This window comes from Cytobacillus solani (genome assembly GCF_006704205.1).
Classification (GTDB): domain Bacteria; phylum Bacillota; class Bacilli; order Bacillales; family Cytobacillaceae; genus Cytobacillus; species Cytobacillus solani.
In genome coordinates this window covers 937,039-958,334 of record NZ_CP041305.1, presented here as the reverse complement: position 1 = coordinate 958,334, position 21,296 = coordinate 937,039, and the positions used below count along the sequence as shown (strand labels likewise).

16 protein-coding genes are annotated in these 21,296 nt (G+C 37.5%); 10 read left to right on the top strand and 6 right to left on the bottom strand.

Annotated elements, in window-relative coordinates:
* Nucleotides 1–33 precede the first annotated feature (33 nt).
* The 4 genes from gcvPA (at nucleotide 34) to FI644_RS04935 (ending at nucleotide 7,854) form a co-directional block, all read left to right on the top strand.
* A complete protein-coding gene (gcvPA, locus tag FI644_RS04950; protein WP_142108121.1) occupies nucleotides 34–1,422 on the top strand; it encodes an aminomethyl-transferring glycine dehydrogenase subunit GcvPA in 1,389 nt (462 codons plus the stop codon).
* A 16-nt stretch (nucleotides 1,423–1,438) separates the two neighbouring features.
* On the top strand, nucleotides 1,439–3,040 hold the full coding sequence (gene gcvPB / locus FI644_RS04945) for an aminomethyl-transferring glycine dehydrogenase subunit GcvPB (protein ID WP_142108120.1): 1,602 nt from the start codon (nucleotides 1,439–1,441) through the stop codon (nucleotides 3,038–3,040).
* Nucleotides 3,041–3,457: 417 nt separating this feature from the next.
* Nucleotides 3,458–6,514 carry a beta-galactosidase subunit alpha gene (gene ebgA / locus FI644_RS04940; protein WP_142108119.1) on the top strand — a complete coding sequence of 1,019 codons (3,057 nt, stop codon included), beginning with the start codon at nucleotides 3,458–3,460 and terminating at the stop codon, nucleotides 6,512–6,514.
* A gap of 167 nt (nucleotides 6,515–6,681) precedes the next feature.
* Nucleotides 6,682–7,854 carry an ROK family transcriptional regulator gene (locus tag FI644_RS04935; RefSeq protein ID WP_142108118.1) on the top strand — a complete coding sequence of 391 codons (1,173 nt, stop codon included), beginning with the start codon at nucleotides 6,682–6,684 and terminating at the stop codon, nucleotides 7,852–7,854.
* Nucleotides 7,855–7,919: 65 nt separating this feature from the next.
* On the opposite strand, the gene FI644_RS04930 is transcribed toward FI644_RS04935, so the two are convergent.
* From FI644_RS04930 to FI644_RS04915, 4 genes are read right to left on the bottom strand one after another with little or no spacing between them, the layout of a single operon-like run.
* Nucleotides 7,920–8,963 carry an aldose epimerase family protein gene (locus tag FI644_RS04930; protein ID WP_369692271.1) on the bottom strand — a complete coding sequence of 348 codons (1,044 nt, stop codon included), beginning with the start codon at nucleotides 8,961–8,963 and terminating at the stop codon, nucleotides 7,920–7,922.
* A gap of 8 nt (nucleotides 8,964–8,971) precedes the next feature.
* Entirely contained in the window at nucleotides 8,972–10,453 is a 1,482-nt protein-coding gene (galT, locus tag FI644_RS04925; RefSeq protein WP_142108116.1) for a UDP-glucose--hexose-1-phosphate uridylyltransferase, read from the bottom strand.
* Nucleotides 10,450–10,668: a hypothetical protein gene (locus tag FI644_RS04920; RefSeq protein WP_142108115.1), complete on the bottom strand. Its 219-nt coding sequence runs from the start codon at nucleotides 10,666–10,668 to the stop codon at nucleotides 10,450–10,452. Before FI644_RS04920 ends, galT begins: the two co-directional genes overlap by 4 nt.
* A 1-nt stretch (nucleotide 10,669) precedes the next feature.
* On the bottom strand, nucleotides 10,670–11,851 hold the full coding sequence (locus tag FI644_RS04915) for a galactokinase (protein ID WP_142108114.1): 1,182 nt from the start codon (nucleotides 11,849–11,851) through the stop codon (nucleotides 10,670–10,672).
* A 312-nt stretch (nucleotides 11,852–12,163) separates the two neighbouring features.
* Between FI644_RS04915 and FI644_RS04910 the strand changes: the two genes are divergently transcribed.
* From FI644_RS04910 to opuFB, 3 genes are all read left to right on the top strand, one after another.
* Nucleotides 12,164–13,423 (top strand): MFS transporter, encoded by a 1,260-nt coding sequence (locus FI644_RS04910; RefSeq protein WP_053478998.1) that lies wholly within the window; start codon nucleotides 12,164–12,166, stop codon nucleotides 13,421–13,423.
* Between the two features lie 540 nt (nucleotides 13,424–13,963).
* Entirely contained in the window at nucleotides 13,964–14,926 is a 963-nt protein-coding gene (locus tag FI644_RS04905) for an ABC transporter ATP-binding protein (protein ID WP_053478996.1), read from the top strand.
* Entirely contained in the window at nucleotides 14,923–16,437 is a 1,515-nt protein-coding gene (gene opuFB, locus FI644_RS04900; protein ID WP_053478995.1) for an osmoprotectant update ABC transporter permease/substrate-binding subunit OpuFB, read from the top strand. Before FI644_RS04905 ends, opuFB begins: the two co-directional genes overlap by 4 nt.
* A gap of 59 nt (nucleotides 16,438–16,496) precedes the next feature.
* Here opuFB and FI644_RS04895 read toward each other — a convergent pair whose 3' ends face one another.
* Together FI644_RS04895 and FI644_RS04890 are read right to left on the bottom strand one after the other, a co-directional pair.
* Nucleotides 16,497–16,958, bottom strand: coding sequence for a CBO0543 family protein (locus FI644_RS04895; RefSeq protein WP_142108113.1), 462 nt, complete (start codon nucleotides 16,956–16,958; stop codon nucleotides 16,497–16,499).
* Nucleotides 16,958–17,452, bottom strand: coding sequence for a CBO0543 family protein (locus FI644_RS04890; protein ID WP_053478993.1), 495 nt, complete (start codon nucleotides 17,450–17,452; stop codon nucleotides 16,958–16,960). The genes FI644_RS04895 and FI644_RS04890 overlap by 1 nt, the downstream gene beginning before the upstream one ends.
* A gap of 246 nt (nucleotides 17,453–17,698) precedes the next feature.
* Between FI644_RS04890 and FI644_RS04885 the strand changes: the two genes are divergently transcribed.
* The 3 genes from FI644_RS04885 to sstT all read left to right on the top strand — a co-directional run bounded on the left by FI644_RS04885 (nucleotide 17,699) and on the right by sstT (nucleotide 21,181).
* On the top strand, nucleotides 17,699–17,989 hold the full coding sequence (locus tag FI644_RS04885) for an RNA polymerase alpha subunit C-terminal domain-containing protein (protein ID WP_053478992.1): 291 nt from the start codon (nucleotides 17,699–17,701) through the stop codon (nucleotides 17,987–17,989).
* A 191-nt stretch (nucleotides 17,990–18,180) separates the two neighbouring features.
* The gene (locus FI644_RS04880) at nucleotides 18,181–19,488 is read left to right on the top strand and encodes an ATP-binding protein (protein WP_181758181.1); all 1,308 of its coding nucleotides are present in this window, start codon (nucleotides 18,181–18,183) and stop codon (nucleotides 19,486–19,488) included.
* Between the two features lie 454 nt (nucleotides 19,489–19,942).
* Nucleotides 19,943–21,181 carry a serine/threonine transporter SstT gene (gene sstT, locus FI644_RS04875; RefSeq protein ID WP_056682671.1) on the top strand — a complete coding sequence of 413 codons (1,239 nt, stop codon included), beginning with the start codon at nucleotides 19,943–19,945 and terminating at the stop codon, nucleotides 21,179–21,181.
* The last annotated feature ends 115 nt before the right edge of the window (nucleotides 21,182–21,296 follow it).

Here is a 21,296-nt window from a genome sequence, read left to right as displayed (position 1 = left end):
TAAAATTTAAATGATTGTTGGGAGGCTATACGAATGGCTCAAAAGGTACATCCATATATTCCAAATATGGTACCAAAAGTACAGGAAGAGATGCTAAAAGTTATTGGTGCTAAAAATATTATGGAGTTATATTCTTGTATACCAGATGAATTAAAGCTAAAAGAAAATATGAATATTCCACCTGCATTAACGGAATATGAGCTAAGACGTCATATCGAAGGCATTCTTAACAAGAATACGAGTACAAAGGAATATCTTAATTTCCTTGGTGCTGGCTGCTGGCAGCATTTTATCCCAGCTGTTTGTGACGAAATCAATCAGCGTTCAGAATTTTTGACGGCATATGCCGGGGAGCCTTATGAGGACCATGGACGCTTTCATGCACTGTTTGAGTATCAAAGTTTAGTAGCTGAATTGGTAGATATGGATGTTGTTAATGTTCCAACTTTTGATTGGGGGCAAGCAGCCGCTACATCTATTCGAATGGCAGCGAGAATCACTGGCAAAAAGAAAGTGCTGCTTACAAAGTCAACAGCACCAGAGCGCAGAGATATCATGATCAATTATGGCACACCAGATTTGCAATTTGAATTTGTTCAATTTGATGTAAAGACAGGTGCAATGGACCTCAAGGATTTAGAAGCAAAATTAACGGAAGATGTTGCCGCCCTATATTTTGAGAACCCATCCTATCTTGGATTCATTGAAGAACAGGGACCAGAAATTTCAAAGTTATTAAAGAATAATCAGTCTTTAATGGTAGTAGGAGTCGATCCGATTTCATTAGGAGTACTGGCACCACCTAGTCATTATGGTGCTGATATCATCTGTGGAGATCTACAGCCGCTAGGCATGCATATGAACTTCAGTGGAGGGCAGGCTGGTTTCATTGCTACTCGTGATGAAGTGAAGTTTGTGCAGGAGTTCCCATCAAGATTGTTTGGGATTGTTCCAACAGTGAAAGAGGGAGAGTACGGCTTTGGAGATGTTTATTATGATCGGACATCATTTGCCTTAAGGGAAGAAGGGAAGGAATCTGTTGGCACACAAACAGCATTATGGGGAATTACAGCAGGTGTTTATTTAGCTCTCCTAGGACCTGATGGGATGTATGAAGTAGGCCAAACCATTATGCAGAATAGCCAATATGCTGTACAGCAATTAAATCAAATTCCTAATATAACGGGATCTTGTTTGAATTCGCCATTTTTTAAGGAGTTTATCATTGATCTTAATTATACAGGACTCTCGGTAGAAGAATTGAATAAACGCCTGCTTGAAAAGAAGATTTTTGGTGGAAAAGACCTATCACGTGAATTTCCTGAGTTTGGTCAGTCAGCCTTATATTGTGTAACAGAAGTTCATACGAAAGAGGATATTGATTATCTCGTTCAATCAATTAAAGAAGTGATAGAAAAATAGAAAGGAGTTGTTAAATATGCAAAGGATTAAACGTACAAACAAAACGCGTGATTTCCACCAAGCGAAATGGAATGAACCGATTATTTTTGAACTCCATCAGCCGGGTGAGAAAGGGGTAGAACTGCCTCCCGTTAATAAAGAAGTGGCATTAGCGGTTGGTGACGGAATATCAGTTATTCCGGAAGTGATGCAGAGAAAAGGCAGACTAGGTCTCCCAGAGATTGGGCAGGCACGTGTGCTTCGACATTATGTAAGACTTTCTCAAGAAACATTAGGGTCTGATTTTAACGTGGAAATTGGCCAGGGCACTTGTACAATGAAATACATCCCAAAAATTAATGAGCTGTTGATTCGTGATCCAAAAATGATGGAGCTACACCCATTGCAAAATGAAGAAACAGTTCAAGGGATGCTAGAAATATTCCATAAGCTTGATTTATGTATGCGGGAGATTTCAGGAATGGACTATTTCTCCTTCCAGCCTGGCAGTGGAACACAAGCATTGTTTGCAATGGCTTCGATTGTACGAAAATATCATGAATCAAGGGGAGAAGGAGATCAGCGGAATGAAATTATCACAACCATTTTCTCTCATCCATCACAGGCAGCAACTGCAGCGGTTAAAGGATACAAAATAATTACTTTGCATCCGGATGAAGATGGTTTCCCTGATATAGAAAAATTAAAGGCGGCTGTATCCGAGCGGACAGCAGGCTTTGTTGTAGCAAATCCAGAGGATACAGGAATTTTCAACCCAAGGATTAAGGAATTTACTGATATTGTTCATCAAGCAGGCGGGCTATGCTTTTATGATCAAGCAAATGCAAATGGATTATTAGGCTTTACGAGAGCAAAAGAAGCAGGATTTGATATGTGTTTCTTTAATCTTCATAAAACTTTTGCAGCACCACATATGTGTGGAGGTCCAGCAACTGGCGCATTAGGTGTCATCACCAAGTTAAAGGAATTCTTGCCTGCACCGATCGTCGAACATAAGGATGGTAAGTATTCACTCCAATACGATTTAAAGCAATCCATTGGCAAGGTTCGCTCCTTCCACGGTGTCGCACAAACAGTTTTGCGGGCATATGCATGGATTCGTGCACTAGGAGCTGAAGGCCTGAAGGAAGTAGCGAAAATTGCTGTTTTAAATAATAACTATATGTATCACAAAGTACTAGCTATTCGCGGAGCCAGTGCACCGTATGTAAAGGGGCATCGTTTAGAGCAGGTTCGTTATAGCTGGGAGCAGATGACGAAAGAAACAGGTGTAACGACTGAGGATGTAACAAGAAGAATGACAGACTTTGGCCTGCATTACTGGACAAGTCATCATCCATATATTGTTAAGCAGCCTTTTACGTTAGAGCCTACAGAATCCTATTCCAAGGAAGACCTGGATGAATATATTCATGCGCTGGAGCAAATTTCAAAGGAAGCATATGAAAATCCGGAAATTGTTAAAACAGCTCCACATAATAGTACAATCCACAAAATGGATGAGCAAGATTTCCTTGACCATCCAGATAAATGGTGTATAACATGGCGGTCTTACTTAAGAAAAGCGGAAGCGCCTTGGTCATCGCCGTACAAACTGGAAGGACCGCGACTGAGATAAAGGAAACACGGTGAGCGAGAGCGAACCGATGTTGACTTATCGCAGGGAGGGGGCCTGAAGTTTGATAGGCGATAGGCGCTGAAGCTAGACATATAGAAAAGCGGAAGCGCCTTGGTCATCGCCGTACAAACTGGAAGGACCACGACTGAGATAAAGGAAACACGGTGAGCGAGAGCGAACCGATGTTGACTTATCGTAGGGAGTGGGCCTGAAGTTTGATAGGCGATAGGCGTTGGAGCTAGACAATTCTCTAACTCGAAAGTTATTCTTTTTTATCTTATAAAAAAGACGGCCGTATCTTAGGCAGCAAAGTAATATGGAGGATTAATTGAGATAACGATTATCTTTTAATAATAAAGGGGCAAGGTCCAATACTTGGTGGTTCGATTAAAGAATAACAACTAGGGAGTATGAAAAATGAATCATGTAAAAAGATGGGAAGATATTCAGATTGATGAAATAAATAGAATGGATGCTCGTGCTCATTATTTAAGCTATCCTTCCCGCAAAGCGGCAGAAACGGGTAACCAAGCCAACACACATTTTTATCAATGTTTAAATGGAACGTGGAAATTTGTGTATTTGGAGGCTCCCGAATATTGGGAAGAAGGCTTTTATCTAGATGATTTAGATACAACGGAATGGGATGATATGATTGTTCCAAGTAATTGGCAGCTTCAAGGATACGGAAAAATGCATTATTCAGATTTATGGTATAACTTCCCGATTAACCCTCCATACGTCCCAACAGATAATCCAACAGGCATCTACCGAAGGGAATTTGAATGGAAACAGCAGGCTGATGGGGAGCAGATCATTCTTCGTTTTAATGGGATAGATTCTGCATTTGAATTGTACTTAAATGGTGTATTTGTGGGCTACAGCAAAGGAGCACGTATTCAAGCAGAGTTTGATATTACAGATATGATTCGTCAAGGTAAGAACAACATTACTGTTCGTGTGTTTCAATGGTCTGATGGAACCTATTTAGAAGATCAAGATATGTGGTGGCTAAGTGGGATTTTTAGGGATGTAGAATTATATTCTCGTCCCATTGCAGGCTTATATGATTTTACAATTAATACATTATTTGACCAGAAATGGCAGGACGCAGAGCTGCATGTTTCGGTAAAATTAACAAATCAGTTAGGACAGAGAATTGAATATGAATTAATCGACCAAAATGGGGAGTGCATTTTTCAACTAGAAGAGGATACGGATCATCCCATTTGCCAGACCATTTCCTCTCCCTTAAAGTGGAGTGCAGAAACGCCAAACCTTTATCATTTATATATGACAGTAAAGGATAATGGGGGGAAAATGATAGAGGTCATTCATCAGCATGTTGGTTTTCGTTCCATTGTTGTTTCAGGAGATACATTCCTTGTCAATGGTGTGGCGATTAAAATAAAGGGTGTGAATCGTCATGACTATAACCCAAAGACTGGAAGGGTTGTGTCAGAAGAAGAGATAGAGCGGGACATTATTATCATGAAGCAACATAATATTAATGCAATTCGCACGGCACACTATCCGAATTCCCCTTGCTTATATGATTTATGTGACCGGTACGGAATGTACGTCATTGATGAAGCAGATTTGGAATGTCACGGATTTGAACTAACAGGAAAGTATGATTGGATCAGCGATGATCCAGAATGGGAATTGGCATACGTATCCCGAATAGAGAGAATGATTGAACGAGATAAAAACCATCCTTGTATTATTATGTGGTCGCTAGGAAATGAATCCTCTTTTGGCCACAACTTTAGGTCAATGGCTAGACGCGCGAAAGACATGGACCCAACTCGGCTGGTTCATTATGAAGGGGATAGAGAATGTGAAGTGACAGATGTATACAGTACGATGTATACATGGTTAGAGTCACATGGAAATAGGCGTACGATGGATCAAATAATAGAAAATAGCAAAAAGCCGCATATTCTATGTGAGTATGCACATGCAATGGGGAATGGCCCAGGGAATCTTAAAGAGTATCAGGATTTATTTTATAAGTATGATAAACTTCAAGGCGGATTTATTTGGGAATGGTTTGATCATGGAATTGAAACGGTCTCTGAAGATGGGAAAGTGTATTATCGTTATGGAGGAGACTTTGGTGATGACCCAACGAATGGGAACTTTTGTATAGATGGATTAATTATGCCAGATGGTACACCATCACCTAGTTTACTAGAGTATAAAAAAGTCATTGAACCTGTGCAAACAGAGTGCATAAATCTAGAAAAGGGTCAATTCAAACTTATCAATCGCTACGATTTTTTAGCACTGGATCAGATTGAATTAACTTTATCCTATTTCGAGGATGACAAACTTTTGGTATCTTCAATAATGGAACTGCCAAGTATACAAGGACGGGAAACAGCCGAGATTCAATTATCGCAAGTGCCGGATATAGGGAAAGTCAATGGGGCTAAATATTTTCTTGTATTTTCCTATCGATTAAATCAAGATACTCCTTGGGCGAATAAGGGGCATGAATTAGCAAATGCCTCCTTTATTCTATCTGAAACAGAGAAACAGCCAAAAGAACATGCTGATGGAGAACTTTACACAACAAAAAGCGGAGCATTTATTACCGTACATGGCAGTAAGTTTACAGTTACATTCGATTGTGTAAAAGGTTTGATAAAAGAAGTCACGCGAAATGGGAAGGTCCAGATTGAAAAAGGTCCGCAATTCAATTTCTGGCGCGCGCCAATCGATAATGACATGTATTTGATAGATGATTACCGTACGAAATATTTCATGCATTTAGGTCATGAGAGAGTAAGAAATATTCAATATGACTTGAAGGATGGCATATTTGTGTGGCAGACAGATACCTATTATGGCACGACAAATAGCTCGTGGTATTATCAACTTCATTACCAATACAAGATTTATCCAGATGGCGATATAGTATGTAATATTTCAGGGATCGCTTCAGGGATGAAAGAAAATGCCCCAGAAATGATTCCGCGATTAGGTGTGCAACTGCAATTGAATAAGGATTTCACTGATGTACAATGGCGAGGAAGAGGGCCTGGTGAAAATTACGCAGATTCTAAACAGGCAAATCATATAGGTGTTTATCATAAAAATATTAATGATTTGTTTGTTAATTATGTGAAACCGCAAGAAAATGGCAATCGCTCTGATTGTGATTGGGTAAGTGTTGCTGATCAATCATCAAATGGGATAATTTTCACTACGAATGAATCCTTTAACTTTCAAGCATCTCATTATGAGGTACATGATCTTGAAAAGGCAAAGCATACGATTGATTTGAAACCAAGAGATTATGTAGTTCTACATCTCGACAGTCAACAAAATGGACTCGGAAGTAATTCCTGTGGCCAGAATCAGCTTGAAAAGTATCGCTGTAAATTTGAAGATTTTTCACTGTCATTTAAAATTTCATTCTATTGCTGTAAAGAAACTTCAGCGGTTGAGCTTGGACGGATTGGGTAGAAAGTGATAAGTCATATAATGAATGCGGACGGCGGTAATTCGTCGTCCTTTATATTTGTTTTGATTATTATATAAAAGTCTGCTTTTTATATAGTATATTAATTAAATTAATTAACTATGGATAAGTGTTATAATAAGAGAAATGTTAGTTTTGTGGAGGATTTTCGATGCAGCGTGGCACATTCAAATTAATGAAGTCAGTAAATAAATCAATCGTGTTGAATAAAATTCGTCTATCTGAGCCAATTTCACGAGCACAGATTGCGAAAGAAACGAGTCTTACTCCCCCAACGGTCAGTAGTATTGTTAAAGAATTAATCGATCAGGGATTAGTAAGGGAAAGCATGCTTGGTCACTCAAGTGGAGGACGCAAACCGACCATGCTACATATTCATACAAATGCTTTTTATGTCATAGGAATAGATGCGGGACCGGAGAAAGTCGAATGTATCCTCACTGATTTAACAGGTAAAATTATTGAAAGAACTTCTAGTTTGCTATCAAAACCTATCACAAATGAACAGTTCCTTTCTATTTTAATGGAAAGTATTCGCGAAATTTTACAAATATCAAATATGAATCAAGATAAAATTATTGGAATTGGGATCGCTATGCATGGGGCAGTAGATATAGAAACAGGCACTTCACTTGTAGCCCCGATATTAAACTTAAGAAATATACCAATAAAAGCAGCACTGGAAGAGGAGTTTAACCTAACGATTAAAGTGGAAAATGATGCACGGGCAATGGCATTGGGAGAATCATGGTTTGGAGGACATGGTGAGGTAGATAGCATTGTAGCAGTGAATATTGGACGTGGGGTTGGAGCTGGAGTGATCATAAATGGAAAATTATATCATGGGGCCCAAGGAATTGCTGGTGAGCTTGGTCATATGACAATTGATATAAATGGAGACGTTTGTGAGTGTGGAAATCAAGGCTGTCTGCAAACGCTCGTAAGTGGTTCTTCGATTGCAAAAAGGGCAAGAAAGCAGGTAATGAAAGGCGAACTAACTGCTAAAGAAATATTTGAATGTGCTCAAAATGGGAATCCAGCTTGTGTTCACTTACTACAGGAAACAGGTGAGATGATCGGAATCGGTTTAACCAATTTAATTCATCTCGTTAATCCGAGTAAAATTGTCTTGGGAGGGGGAGTGATGAAGAGTGAAAAATTTATTATGCCAGCTCTTCTCGAAACGATTCAGCAAAGGATTTTAACAACTGAGGCGAAAAAGACAAAAGTGACCGTCACAAGGTTGGGAGACGATGCGACATTGTTGGGAGCCGTTGCTTTACTGTTGGTCGAACTATTTGATCCATTGGGGAAAATAGGCTGACCCTATATTTAAGGGGTCCAGCCTATTTTTTTGGTTTGATATGTTCAATAGCGAAATAACAACCACTAATGCTTTAGTTTAAATGAAAATACCGTCTGCTTTTCATACATTTCTCCAGCTTGTACAATTACACTTGGAAACCCCTGATGATGTAAGGATGCTGGTGAGGCCTGAGTTTCAAAGCAAATACCGAGATATTTCCGCGAGGAGCCCTCTCGAAATGTCCATTCCGTATCCATCGCATTCGAGGTATACATGACCATTCCAGGTTGATCGGTTTTTACTGACATCCCACGCCCGCTGATTGGATCTTCTATGGTTGCCACTGCTTCGATCTTATTGTCAAAAAAGAAATAATGATCATACCCATTTCCGACAATCCTATTTTGCATAAAGGTACTGTTAAACCCAGTGCCTAGGACAAGGCCACTATTACGAAAATCAAAGGGAGTCTCATCGACATCAACTAGTTTTCCAGTAGGTATTAATTCTTCATTTAATTCAGCAAACCTGCTGCTTGCTATTGTAACATGATGACCTTGGATTGTATTTTTTAAATTTCCACTCAAATTAAAATAAGAGTGATTTGTCAAAGCAAGAGGAGTCGTTTGATCACAAGTTGCAGCATAATCAAGGGAAAGCTGATTCTTATTATTTAGAGTATAGGTTATCATCATCTCTAAGTTACCAGGATATCCAGCTTCACCATCGACACTTTTATAGGTTAATTTTAAACCAATTGTATCTTTTGTTTGAAAAGGGACAGTATCCCAAATGACGTGGTGAAACCCATTTGGACCCCCATGCAAATGATTTTTTCCATTATTAGCTTCTAGTGGGTAGGTTCTATTTTCCACTTTAAAGGAAGCACCTTGAATTCTGCCTGCAACTCTCCCAATGATTGCACCGAGGTAATGAGGGTTAGATTCATAGTCCCGATAATCTCGATACCCAAGGACGACATTTTCAATGTTCCCTTTTTGATCTGGAACCATAATTTTTGTAATGATACCGCCGTAGTTCAAGACATTTAGGGAAATACCACTGTCATTTGATAATGTATATTCTTTCCATCTCCCATTCGTTACTTTTGTCGTTATTCTCATCATTCTTCCACCTATTTGTTCAAAGTATGAATGAATCTCATAAATGCTTCATGTTCTTTAAATACTCCAGCATCTTCAAGGCATCTTACAAATTTCTTTCCAAGCTCTTCTAGTAAAATGGAATCTACCCGTTCTTTGCTCGATCGAGTTCCATACTTTGCTTTCAATTGCTTAGCCCATTCAGAATGATAGTCGGCAACTTGATTGGATATTCCTAATAAGACTTTCTGAATATCAGTTATTTCATCCTTTAATCTTGGGGGCAGTACAGCCAGCCCCATGACTTCGATTAATCCAATATTTTCCTTCTTGATATGATGAACATCTGCATGTGGATGGAAAAGACCAAGCGGGTGTTCGGAAGTCGTACGGTTGTTTCTTAGCACCAAATCAATCTCGAGAATTCCATCACGATTTCTTGCGATGGGGGTAATAGTGTTATGTGGCGTATTCCCTGTATATGCTATGATATTTGCTAGCCTATCAGAATACCCTCTCCAAGTCTGCAGGATGTCATCAGCTGCCTTGACAAGGGTACGGATATTCGTTGCCCGTAAGCGAATGACAGACATCGGCCATTTAATGACAGAGGCTTTAATAGCTGGATAGCCCTTTAGCTCAAAAGAAAAAGCATCCACTGCTCGAGTCATTGCGAATTCATAGTTTCCGCCTTGGTAATGATCATGGCTTAAAATAGAGCCCCCGACAATGGGTAAATCGGCATTTGAACCAATAAAGTAATGGGGGAATTTCTTAGTAAAAGCAAGTAATCTTTCAAATGCCTCTCGATCTATTTTCATCGGACGATGTTCCTCGGAAAATAAAATACAGTGTTCGTTATAGTAAACATATGGTGAATACTGCAAATACCAATTCTCCCCTAATAGAGGGACACGGATGACTCTGTGATTGGCGCGTGCAGGATAATTTGTTCTTCCTGAATATCCTTCGTTTTCTATACACAAAAGGCATTTTGGATAATTATCTGCATGTTTCTTCATATTATGTTCTTGCTTAATTTGCTCGGGGTCCTTTTCAGGCTTGGATAAATTTATAGAAATATCCATTTGACCGTATTGGGTATCTACTTTATAGGAAATATTTTTCGCGATTCGATTTAGCTGGATGTAATTATTGTTTTTGCTCAGGTTGTAAAAATAATTGGTCGCAGCGATTGGTGAATCCTTATATTTTTGCTCGAATGTTGCATTGACAACGGAAGGCCTTGGTACAAAGCAATTCATAATATTGGCTGCAAGTATTTCCTTGTCATCAAAAACATTTTGGATCACGTTTTCCTCAATCGCATAAGTGATGATTTTTTCAACGAGATTTGGGATAGTATCCATGCTGATAGAAACGACAGCTTCTGGAAAGTTTTCCAAGCCTAGTAAACTCATCAAGCGGTTACGAACAAAAAATTGATCGGTTGGTTCAATTAAATCTACTTCTAAAGCCTTCTGAATGAGTCCTGTTATATACTGGTAAATCATCCGTTAACTTCCTTATCGTAGCCTTTTGGATGAGTAGAATGCCACTTCCATCCATCTTTAATCATTTTTGTAACGGAGGTTCGGGTTGGATTCCAGCCTAATACTAGTTTTGCTTTTTCTAAGCTAGCAATAACCACATTCTTTCCTTGATCAATTAATTGATAGACTGCGTGGGAGCCGATATAACCAGCTCCACCTAAAACGAATAATCTCATATTAGCACCCCTCTAAGATTTCTTTTGCGCCGTAACCGATCGAAGCAGTGTAAAAGGTTACGTCATAGCCAATCTTTTCTTTATAAATCGCGTTAATAGTATATTTAAACTCATTTACTTTGTTTTTTTTAACAATGGCAATTGCACAGCCGCCAAAACCAGCACCTGTCATCCGTGCGCCTAAAACGAAATCTTGTTCCCAAGCAGTCTCAACAATCGTGTCAAGCTCAAGACCTGTAACTTCATAATCATCCCTTAATGATTGATGCGATTCATTCATTAATTTTCCAAAATGATAGAGCTCCCCTTGTTGTAGTTTTTCCAGTGCTTCTAACGTTCTGGCGTTTTCGTATATAGCATGCTTTGCGCGCTTTTGATGGATCTCATCACGAATAAGATGTTTATGTATCTCAAATTCTGTTGGCGTTAAATCGCCTAAACTACTAATAGAAAGTTTCTGCTGTAAATCGCTTAATGCCTGTTCACATTGGATTCGTCGCTCGTTATATTTCGACTCAGCTAATGTTCGTTGTTTATTCGTATTGATAACCATAATGACATAATCATTCAATCCAATGGGGGCATATTTGTACTCTAATGTTTGACAGTTTAATAGGATTGCATGATCCTTTTTGCCCATACCGATGGCAAATTGGTCCATAATCCCACTGTTCACCCCAATATAGTGATTTTCAACCTTTTGTCCAAGGCGGATCATTTCCATCCGATCCATTTTTAAATCAAATAATCCATTTAGTAAAACACCTGTTGCCAGTTCAATTGATGCGGAAGAGGAAAGTCCAGCGCCATTTGGGATATTTCCATAAAAAAGGATATCAGCACCTTGAAGAATGTCGCAGCCTGCTTCTTGCATAAATAGAGCCATTCCTTTAGGATAGTTAGCCCAGTTGTCCTTTTCATTAAAAGCTAATTCAGCTAAATTGCATTCGATTACACCGGTTTCTGGGAAATTCAACGAATAAAAACGTAACTTTTGATCATCCCGTTTGCTTCCTAATGCATATGTGCCATAAGAGATAGAGGCTGGGAAAACATGTCCGCCGTTATAATCTGTATGCTCGCCGATTAAGTTAATTCTTCCAGGAGCAAAAAAGGTTCTAGGAGTCTTTGTCGTATGAAAAATCGACTGAAACTCACCCGTTAAATTGGCTGTTTGGCTCATTTATGCTGCCTCCTTAATGAGAAGCAAAGGGACGGTTCTCTTGCTTCATTATCATAATAACTTAATTAATTAATTTAATTAAGTTATATAAAGTTTACTACTTTTTATTCGAGTACGCAATCATTGTAAGGGGTTGGAATGATTGGGTTTGTTGGATTTGGTTGTGCCGCATAGGGCTAGATTGCTTATCGGTTCAACCAAACCGTTAGAATAATCCGCCTTTCTTTATTTTAATTTATTTTAAAAACTTCATTTCTACCTAGAGCGGAACTCCATATATATAAGAGTAAAAGCTTACAGGGGTAGAAATCATTGGACAAACAACATAGTCGATTTAGATGGGTTGTATTTTCTTCTGTTCTGCTGACTTATTTATTAATGGCGAGCCAGCGGACAGCTCCAGGATTAATTACAGACCAAGTGATGAGGGATTTTAGTGTAACTGCATCAACGATCGGGTTACTGACAAGCATTCAATTTTTTGTATACACTAGTTTGCAAATTCCAATGGGAATATTGGCTGATCGTTATGGACCCAATTTTTTTCTAATTATCGGTGCCATCCTTACGGGTTTAGGAACAATCATTTATAGTCTAGGTACACATGAAATTGTGCTGTTTATTGCTAGAGTACTTACGGGGACAGGGGATGCGACGATCTGGGTCAATATGGTGTTAATTTTGGGCCAATGGTTTAAAGTGAAGGAATTTGTGCGCTTAATTGGAATAGCAGGAATGACTGGAAGTCTTGGCTTCCTTTTGGCGACTGTTCCTTTTTCAGCATGGATACATTTACTTGGCTGGAGGGCAGCATTTTTTTCAGCGGGCCTTCTATTATGTTTTTGTGGAATTCTTCTTTATTATGTACTCGTACAAAAGCCAAAACAAATTCTTCTTAGCGAATCAGTTTCTGTCAAAAATCAGTTATCACGTGAAAAAACGTCGGTTTTATTACGCAGAATATTTTCGAATCGGCAGGCATGGTCATTATTCTTTTGTCATTTTGGTGTTGTCGGCGCATATGTAGGATTTATCGGTTCATGGGCTGTGCCCTATGGCATGAATGTATATGAAATGACACGTTCTGCTGCAAGTCAGCTCATAATGTTTGGTCTTATCGGTGCACTTATTGGTGCGCCTCTGATGAGTTGGATTTCAAGCCGATTGGCAACAATTAAACGGCCCTATGTTGTTGTGCATATCACTATATTATTGAGTTGGTGTACTTTTTTATTTTTTAAAGGAAATCCGCCAGTTCTGATGCTTTATATGCTTTTCTTTCTAATTGGTTTTGGGTATGGAGCCAGTGCCTTAACCTTTGCTGTTGTACGTCAGACCTTTCCGATAGAGGAAGCTGGCGTAGTCTCTGGTGTTGCGAATACGGGCGGTTTTTTAAGTGCCGTCTTGCTGCCGAGTATTTTTGGAATGGTATTGGATCATTTTCAAAATGCTTCAAGTAGTATTGGTGATGGATACTACTACGGTTTCATCACTCCAGTTCTCTTCTCCATACTTGGTTTGATTGGAGTAATGTCTATAAAGGAAGAGCGTCGGGCAACAGACCAATCATAGAAATTTTGAATATTTGCTAGAAGAATAGCTTTTTTGGGTAGTTAGATTTATTTCTTTATCTCACACTGCTTGCTGCAAAAGTAAATTCTAATAGATTAAATGATCCCCTTACTATAAGGGGGTTTTTTAAAACTAATGAAAGGGGCATAATTGTTCCTGCTAACGCACAGGCTGCACCATCGGTTTCTAAGAAGTAATAAAAGAAAGTATAAACAGTAAGATCGAGACCAGAACAATCGATCCTACAGTTCGTGTGAGTTCACCAGGTTCACCGAAATCTTCGGTAATTAACCCTCCTATTAAAACTGCCTGAGAAACGAAAATTTCATTATTATTCGATAAAAGCATTGGGGATGGCTCTAATTTCATATTCTGAAATAGATTTGGAATGCCTATACTATTTAATGAATACGGACTGTCGAAGGAATGTTTAAAAAATGTACTTGTAAGGGTAGAAAAGTATGTTAATAAATTTTTTTCTAGTGAATCTGAGTTTCTAAATAAGGAGCCAATCCTGTAATAACAAGGAGAAATCATTCTATGATTAAATTTAAAAATGTATCAAAAAGATACCCAGATGGAACCGTTGCTGTTGACTCATTAGAATTTGAAATTCGGAAGGGGGAGTTTTTTGTCCTTATTGGACCAAGTGGGTGTGGAAAAACAACAACATTAAAAATGATCAATCGGTTGATTGCTCTATCGAATGGCACGATTTCCATTAATGGTAAAAAAATAAGTGAGTACGATATCCATGAGTTAAGATGGAATATTGGCTATGTACTTCAACAGATTGCTCTATTTCCACATATGACCATTGAGGAAAATATTGCGATTGTTCCTGAAATGAAAAAATGGCGAAGGGAAAAGATCAAAAAACGAATACATGAACTTATGGATATGGTTGGATTAGACCATGAAATATATGCAAACAGAAAACCAATTGAACTATCTGGCGGCCAACAACAAAGAGTCGGTGTTGTTCGTGCCCTTGCTGCTGATCCTGAGATTATTTTAATGGATGAGCCGTATAGTGCTTTGGATCCAATAAGCCGTGAAAAGCTTCAAGATGATTTGTTAGATTTAAAGAAAAATCTTAAAAAGACGACGGTTTTTGTCACTCATGATATCCAAGAGGCTTTTAAATTGGCAGATCGAATCTGCATAATGAATGAAGGGAAAATTGTTCAAATTGGAACTCCGCATGAACTAGTTACTCACCCAGTCAATGATTTTGTAAAAGAATTTGTAGGTGTTAAATATGGAGCACGGACGAATGACATTAAATTGGAAGATTTACTTCATACAGCAAATGTAGCTGAAATAGGGGAAGCATCATCAGTTATTGTACCTTCATCAACTCCTGTTCAAGAGATTTTGGAAATCTTGTATGAACATGAGCAACTAGCAATAGAAAAGAATGGGAATCTTATCGGGTATATAGATCGCAGGTCAGTCATGCAATATGTATCTGCTATACTGCAGAAAGGGGTCAGACAATGAATGAGTTTACTCAAGTCTTACTAGAAAGAAAAGATGAACTAATACGTGCATTATTGGAACATATCCAGATTTCTTTTATCGCCCTTTTCTTTGCAGTAATAATCGCTATTCCCCTGGGAATTTATTTAACTAGGCATAAAAAGGCAGCTGAAGGAATCATCGGCATCACATCTGTCATCCAAACCATTCCTTCATTGGCTTTACTAGGTATTCTTATTCCCTTGTTCGGAATTGGAAGAATGCCAGCCATCATCGCTTTAGTTGCCTATGCTTTATTACCAATATTAAGAAATACATATACAGGAATTAAGGAAGTTGATCCTTCATTAGTGGAAGCGGCCAGAGCGATGGGAATGAATCCAAGAAAAAGATTAATTAAGGTTGAATTACCGCTTGCAATGCCAATTATTATGGCTGGTATCCGGACAGCGATGGTATTGATTGTAGGAACAGCTACCCTTGCAGCGTTGATAGGAGCTGGCGGACTTGGTGATATTATTCTTTTAGGGATTGATAGAAATAATACAAATCTAATTCTGCTTGGTGCAATCCCCGCTGCTTTACTTGCCATCCTTTTTGATTATTTACTTAAGAAATTTGAACTTCTATCTTTTAAGAAAGCCTTTATTACAATTGGTACAATTGGGTTATTGGCGTTAATAATCATTGTGTATCCTTTAATTGGCCATCAAGACCAAAAAGTGGTTATTGCTGGAAAACTCGGTTCAGAGCCGGAAATTTTAATCAATATGTATAAAATATTAATTGAAGAGGAGACAAATCTTCAAGTGGAATTGAAACCAGGGCTCGGCAAAACCTCCTTTGTTTTTAATGCACTTAAATCAGGGAGCATTGATATTTACCCAGAGTTTACTGGAACAGCCATTTCTGAGTTTTTACAGGAAACAGCTAAAAGTACTGATCGTGAAGAAGTCTATCAACAAGCAAAAGATGGTTTGTTGGAGCGGTTCCATATGGTCATGCTGAAACCAATGCAATATAACAATACCTATGCATTGGCAGTACCGACCGATTTTGCTGATCAAAATGAGCTAGAAACTATATCCGATTTGAAAGGCATAGAGGATAAAATAACTGCGGGGTTTACTTTGGAGTTTTCCGACCGTGAAGATGGGTATTTGGGCATCCAGTCCCTTTATGGCCTTCAGTTTCCAAATCTCGTAACGATGGAACCGAAATTACGCTATGTGGCAGTAGAATCAGGTGAGATCAATTTAGTTGATGCCTATTCTACGGATAGTGAGCTGCGGCAATATAATCTAAAAGTATTGGAAGATGACCAATTCTTATTCCCACCATATCATGGTGCACCCTTATTAAATGAAGCAACCGCTCATAAGTATCCTGAAATGGTGGATGCTTTAAATAAATTAGCTGGAAAAATAACGGATGATGAAATGAGAGAAATGAATTATCAAGTAAATGCAGAAGGGAAAAGCCCTTTTGAGGTTGCGGAGAATTACTTGGCAAAACAGGGGTTAAAAAAATAAGTGGGTATGGGGATAGGAACCTTGTCCCACTTCCTTTTTTTAAAGAAAGAAGAATTCAATCACTTAAGTGCGAAAAACCAAACACAAAATGAGCGAGTAAGATAAAACGAAAGACAGATGGTAATCCAAGATATATACCATTCCCAGTGTATGTATTTGATGAGATCGGTATTTTTTTCGATAATGACCTCACCGAGAGTCAATATAGAAGTGAAAGCAATATAATAACCCAATTTAATAAAAGTCCTTCGATCATGGGGATACCATACAGTAAAGATGGCGCATGTGACGGGAAAAGCATAATACTCATACGTAAAGCTCGTCCGATTGATTGAAGAAAATAATCGAATAGGATATTCAAGCAGCCCTAACTCTACGACTACTAAACATATAAGAAAAGTGATAATCTGTTTGAACAAGAACGCTACTATCGCAAGCCGAATTTTATTTTTTGGAATGAAGAATAGAATTCCTGTTGACAATGCATATACAGATAATAAGAGCCACCATTCAATTCTCATTAGGTCTCCCGCCGTTCTGCTTGAAATAAGGCTTTGTCCTTAAAGAACCAATTACAGCAGGCTTGACTCACGAAAAAGAGAAACACAATGTAAATCCACATCCCGTACCACGTCAAGAATCCATATTCTAATAAATCTGTATATTTCTCGATAATAATATCAAATATTGTGATTGCAGAAATCCAAACAAAAAAGTATGTAAATCTTGTCCATTTAGTTCCCTGAGGTTTTTGGTTGACGTAATAGATAGAGAATAATACGGGATAAAAAAAATAATTGATTGTAATGGCGAGATCTGTAGCTTTCGGGAACTCCCGGACAGGTGCACTTAATAAGCCAAATGTAAACGAAGGCATGTCACAAAGCCAGATAAATGCTTGAAACACCATGAGTGCTAAGAATCCCTTGCGGCGATCTTTGTGTGGAATAAACAGAATGAAGCCAACAAAACCGAAAACCCACATGGCTGCTAGGATAAAATATTCCATTATCATTTCTTAGAAACTCCACCTCCCAAGGGGATAAAAAATACTTACCAGTAAAAGTATTTTCTGTTTGATTAAATCATATTCAACAACGTCTTTTAGCTTAGAGCGAGATTCTATAAAAATTCAGGAATTTTTTCAGACGGAGAAGATTAGATTTATCTGGACATGCAGAGGGTATATCAGATAATAAAGAGTAGGTATACCATATATAAAATTAAAAATAATAAATGGAATGAAATTGGAGGGATTGTAATGGCAAAAGAAAAAAGTTTAAGAGTATGTGAAAAAGGCCATACATTTTATAAAAGCAGCGAATGTCAAAGTTGTCCTACCTGTGATAAAGCGAATAAGCCTCAAAGTGGATTTCTTTCTAAACTGAGTTCACCTGCTAGAAATGCATTGGTTCATAAAGGGATTGACACCTTGCAAGAACTATCTAATTACACGGAAAAAGAAATTTTAAAACTTCATGGGATTGGACCAGCTTCTTTACCAATTATGAGAAGGTCCTTACAAGAAGAAGGTTTATCATTTAAAGAATGAATTTAAGTTTAAATAAAATGATTATAAGTAGATCTTAAACAATCAAGTACACTTAAAATAGATGTACTGTATCTGGCTAAATTGTTCATGTGTTATAAAAATGATAGACTAAATATAAGAATTTTAATTTGCTTGATTATTCTGAATCAAAGAACCGTGGAAATGATTCTACACTAGAAAAAGGTGACAAGGTGGAACAAAATATAGATATTGGGAATAAAGTGAATTTCACTACAAATATTGAATTATCAGCAGGGTGCCATATTGTTTATACATACACTGATTTGAACTATTATCTTGAAAACGCACTTTCCTATATAACAGAGGGTCTCGACAAAAACCAAATTGTCATTTATATTGATAAACCAGACCGTTATAAGCATATTATTGATAAGCTTAAGCTTGCCAATTATTCTGAGAAACAATTAAAAGAAATCATCTTTGCTGATACGGATGTTTTTTATGAAACTCACGATGTTTTTAATATTAATCAAGTGATGGCCAATTTTATGGACATACTAGAGCCTCATCTAAAAGAAAGAGTCATACGTACATGGGGGTTTGTTACATGGAAAGAACAAAACCAAAATAGCTTAATGGCTTGTCTGAAATTATATGAGTGTGGCTGTGAGTCCTTTGTAAGTGAATTAGAAAATTTTATATCTGTTTGTGCTTATGATGGATTTGAACTGCCATCTTCCATTCTATGTGAAATTTTACAGGCACATGAATACCATATGACTGATACTCATTTAACAACTTCTAACTTGTATAAGAAAAAGCCAGTCCTATTCCCAGCTATTTCGGAACAAATTAAATTAGAAAAAGCGGCACAGAACCAAGTGATTCGTTCGGAAAAACTCTCTATTGCAGGAGAACTAGCAGCTGGAATTGCTCACGAGATTCGTAATCCAATAACGGCTATAAAAGGCTTTCTTAAACTAATAGAAGCTACTGAAAGTAAGAATCAAAAATTTTTACATATCATTAATGAGGAAATAGAAAAAATAGCACAAATATCATCTGAATTCCTGATTCTATCAAAGCCGCACGTAGATAATAAGAAGGAAATCAATTTATTTCATTTAATAGAGAGCGTCCAATTACTCTTGGAACCTCAGGCTGTTAAAAAAAATATTGGGATTCAATTAGAGTATGACCATAGTGACATTCTAATTACTTGTGATGATATGAAAATGAAGCAAGTATTAATAAATTTAATTAAAAATTCCATAGAAGCAATGGAAAAGGGGTTTATAACGGTTACTGCAAGGGATTTAATTGATCATGTTCATATATATGTAGCTGATGAAGGTCCAGGCATTCCTAAGGAAATATTAAATACCTTAGGACAGCCTTTTGTCACAACAAAAGAGGAAGGAACAGGATTAGGCTTATTAATTTGTGAAAAAATCATCGAAGATCATAATGGGAAAATAATCGTAGAGAGTGAAATGGGAAAGGGTACGAAAATTATATTGAGCATACCTAAAGGCTAGAAAATAAATACATACTAATGGGGTACGAGAATTGGCAGTGTTTTATAGACTAAAGCGCTGTTTTTTTATTGCATGAATATGTAAATTAATAATAGTATTTGCTGAAATATGGTGGATAGACAAAGCTTTCCTCTATATTTTTTTGAATGTTTTATAAATTAAAATGAATCATAATTGAATAATAGTATTGTAATATATTAAAAAAGTCAGTATAATACTATTCATACAGAAGACAAATGTCCTTCTGGGGAGGAATGTTACAAAAGTGTTCACCAATTAAAAAGTGAATTATCCCAGAAATTTGTATGGTCATTGTAGGCTGAACTTTTAGATAGCCCTCTATAACCTAGGTAAATGTATAGCAACTATCTATATTATTTTTTAATAGAAACTATACTCTATTAGAAAAAATAATGACAAACATTATGGCAACTTTAACTAAGGGGGAACATCTATGAAAAGCTTATTGAAAAAGTGGAATCAAGTGAGCCTAGTCAAACAAATTATTATTGGTTTAGTTATTGGTATTATTCTGGCTTTAACGATCCCAGAAACAGCCAAACCGGTTGTTATTTTTGGCTCTTTATTTGTAGGTGCTTTGAAGGCTATTGCACCGGTGCTAGTTCTCTTTTTGGTTATGGCAGCAATTTCGCAACATAAAAGTGGTCAAAAGACGAATATGAAGTCTGTTATTATTCTTTATTTATTAGGAACCTTCTTAGCTGGATTACTTGCTGTTATTGTTAGCTTTATTTTTCCAACGAGCTTAACGCTTGTGAAGGGTGCTGAAGGCGTAACGCCTCCGAGCGGCGTTGTTGAGGTATTAAAAACATTATTGCTAAACATTGTTGATAATCCAGTAAATGCGATTGTTAATGCGAACTATATTGGCATACTAGCTTGGGCAATTCTGCTTGGCTTGGCTTTGAAAAATGCCGCTGAATCAACAAAAACATTAATTACTAATTTATCAGATGCTGTTTCTAAACTAGTTACATGGGTAATCAAGCTTGCCCCATTAGGAATTATGGGTCTCGTATTTGAGTCTATTACAACAAATGGATTGGATGCATTACTAGGCTATGGGAAACTGCTAGCTGTATTAATTGGCTGTATGCTAGTTGTTGCATTAGTTGTAAATCCAATCATTGTATTTACAATCATTAAGCAAAATCCATATCCACTTGTTTTTAAGTGCCTAAAGGAAAGTGGAGTTACAGCATTCTTTACACGCAGTTCGGCTGCAAACATTCCTGTAAATATGAAATTATGTAAAGATCTTGGGTTAAATAAAGATAGTTATTCTGTTTCCATTCCATTAGGTGCAACGATCAATATGGCTGGTGCAGCTGTTACGATCTCTGTTTTGACACTTGCTGCGGTTCATACGCTTGGGATTTCAGTCGATCTTCCTACAGCTATCATCCTTAGCGTCCTGTCAGCTGTATGTGCTTGTGGTGCTTCAGGTGTCGCTGGCGGCTCGTTATTATTAATTCCTCTAGCGTGCAGTTTATTTGGAATCCCAGGTGATGTGGCTATGCAGGTCGTTGGAGTAGGATTTATTATCGGTGTATTGCAAGACTCATTTGAAACAGCCCTTAATTCTTCTACTGACGTTCTTTTTACGGCAGCAGCTGAATATAAAGAATGGCGAAAAAAAGGGAAAAAAATTGAGATTAGAAAAGTAGCATAAAGAAGAATTTTACTAATTATAAACTGACTGTATCTTCAAATTTTGGCGGAATTGACTGCCATTGGAGGTACAGTTTTTTTAGTGGAAAGCGAATTTTAATAGAAATCAGAGCCTG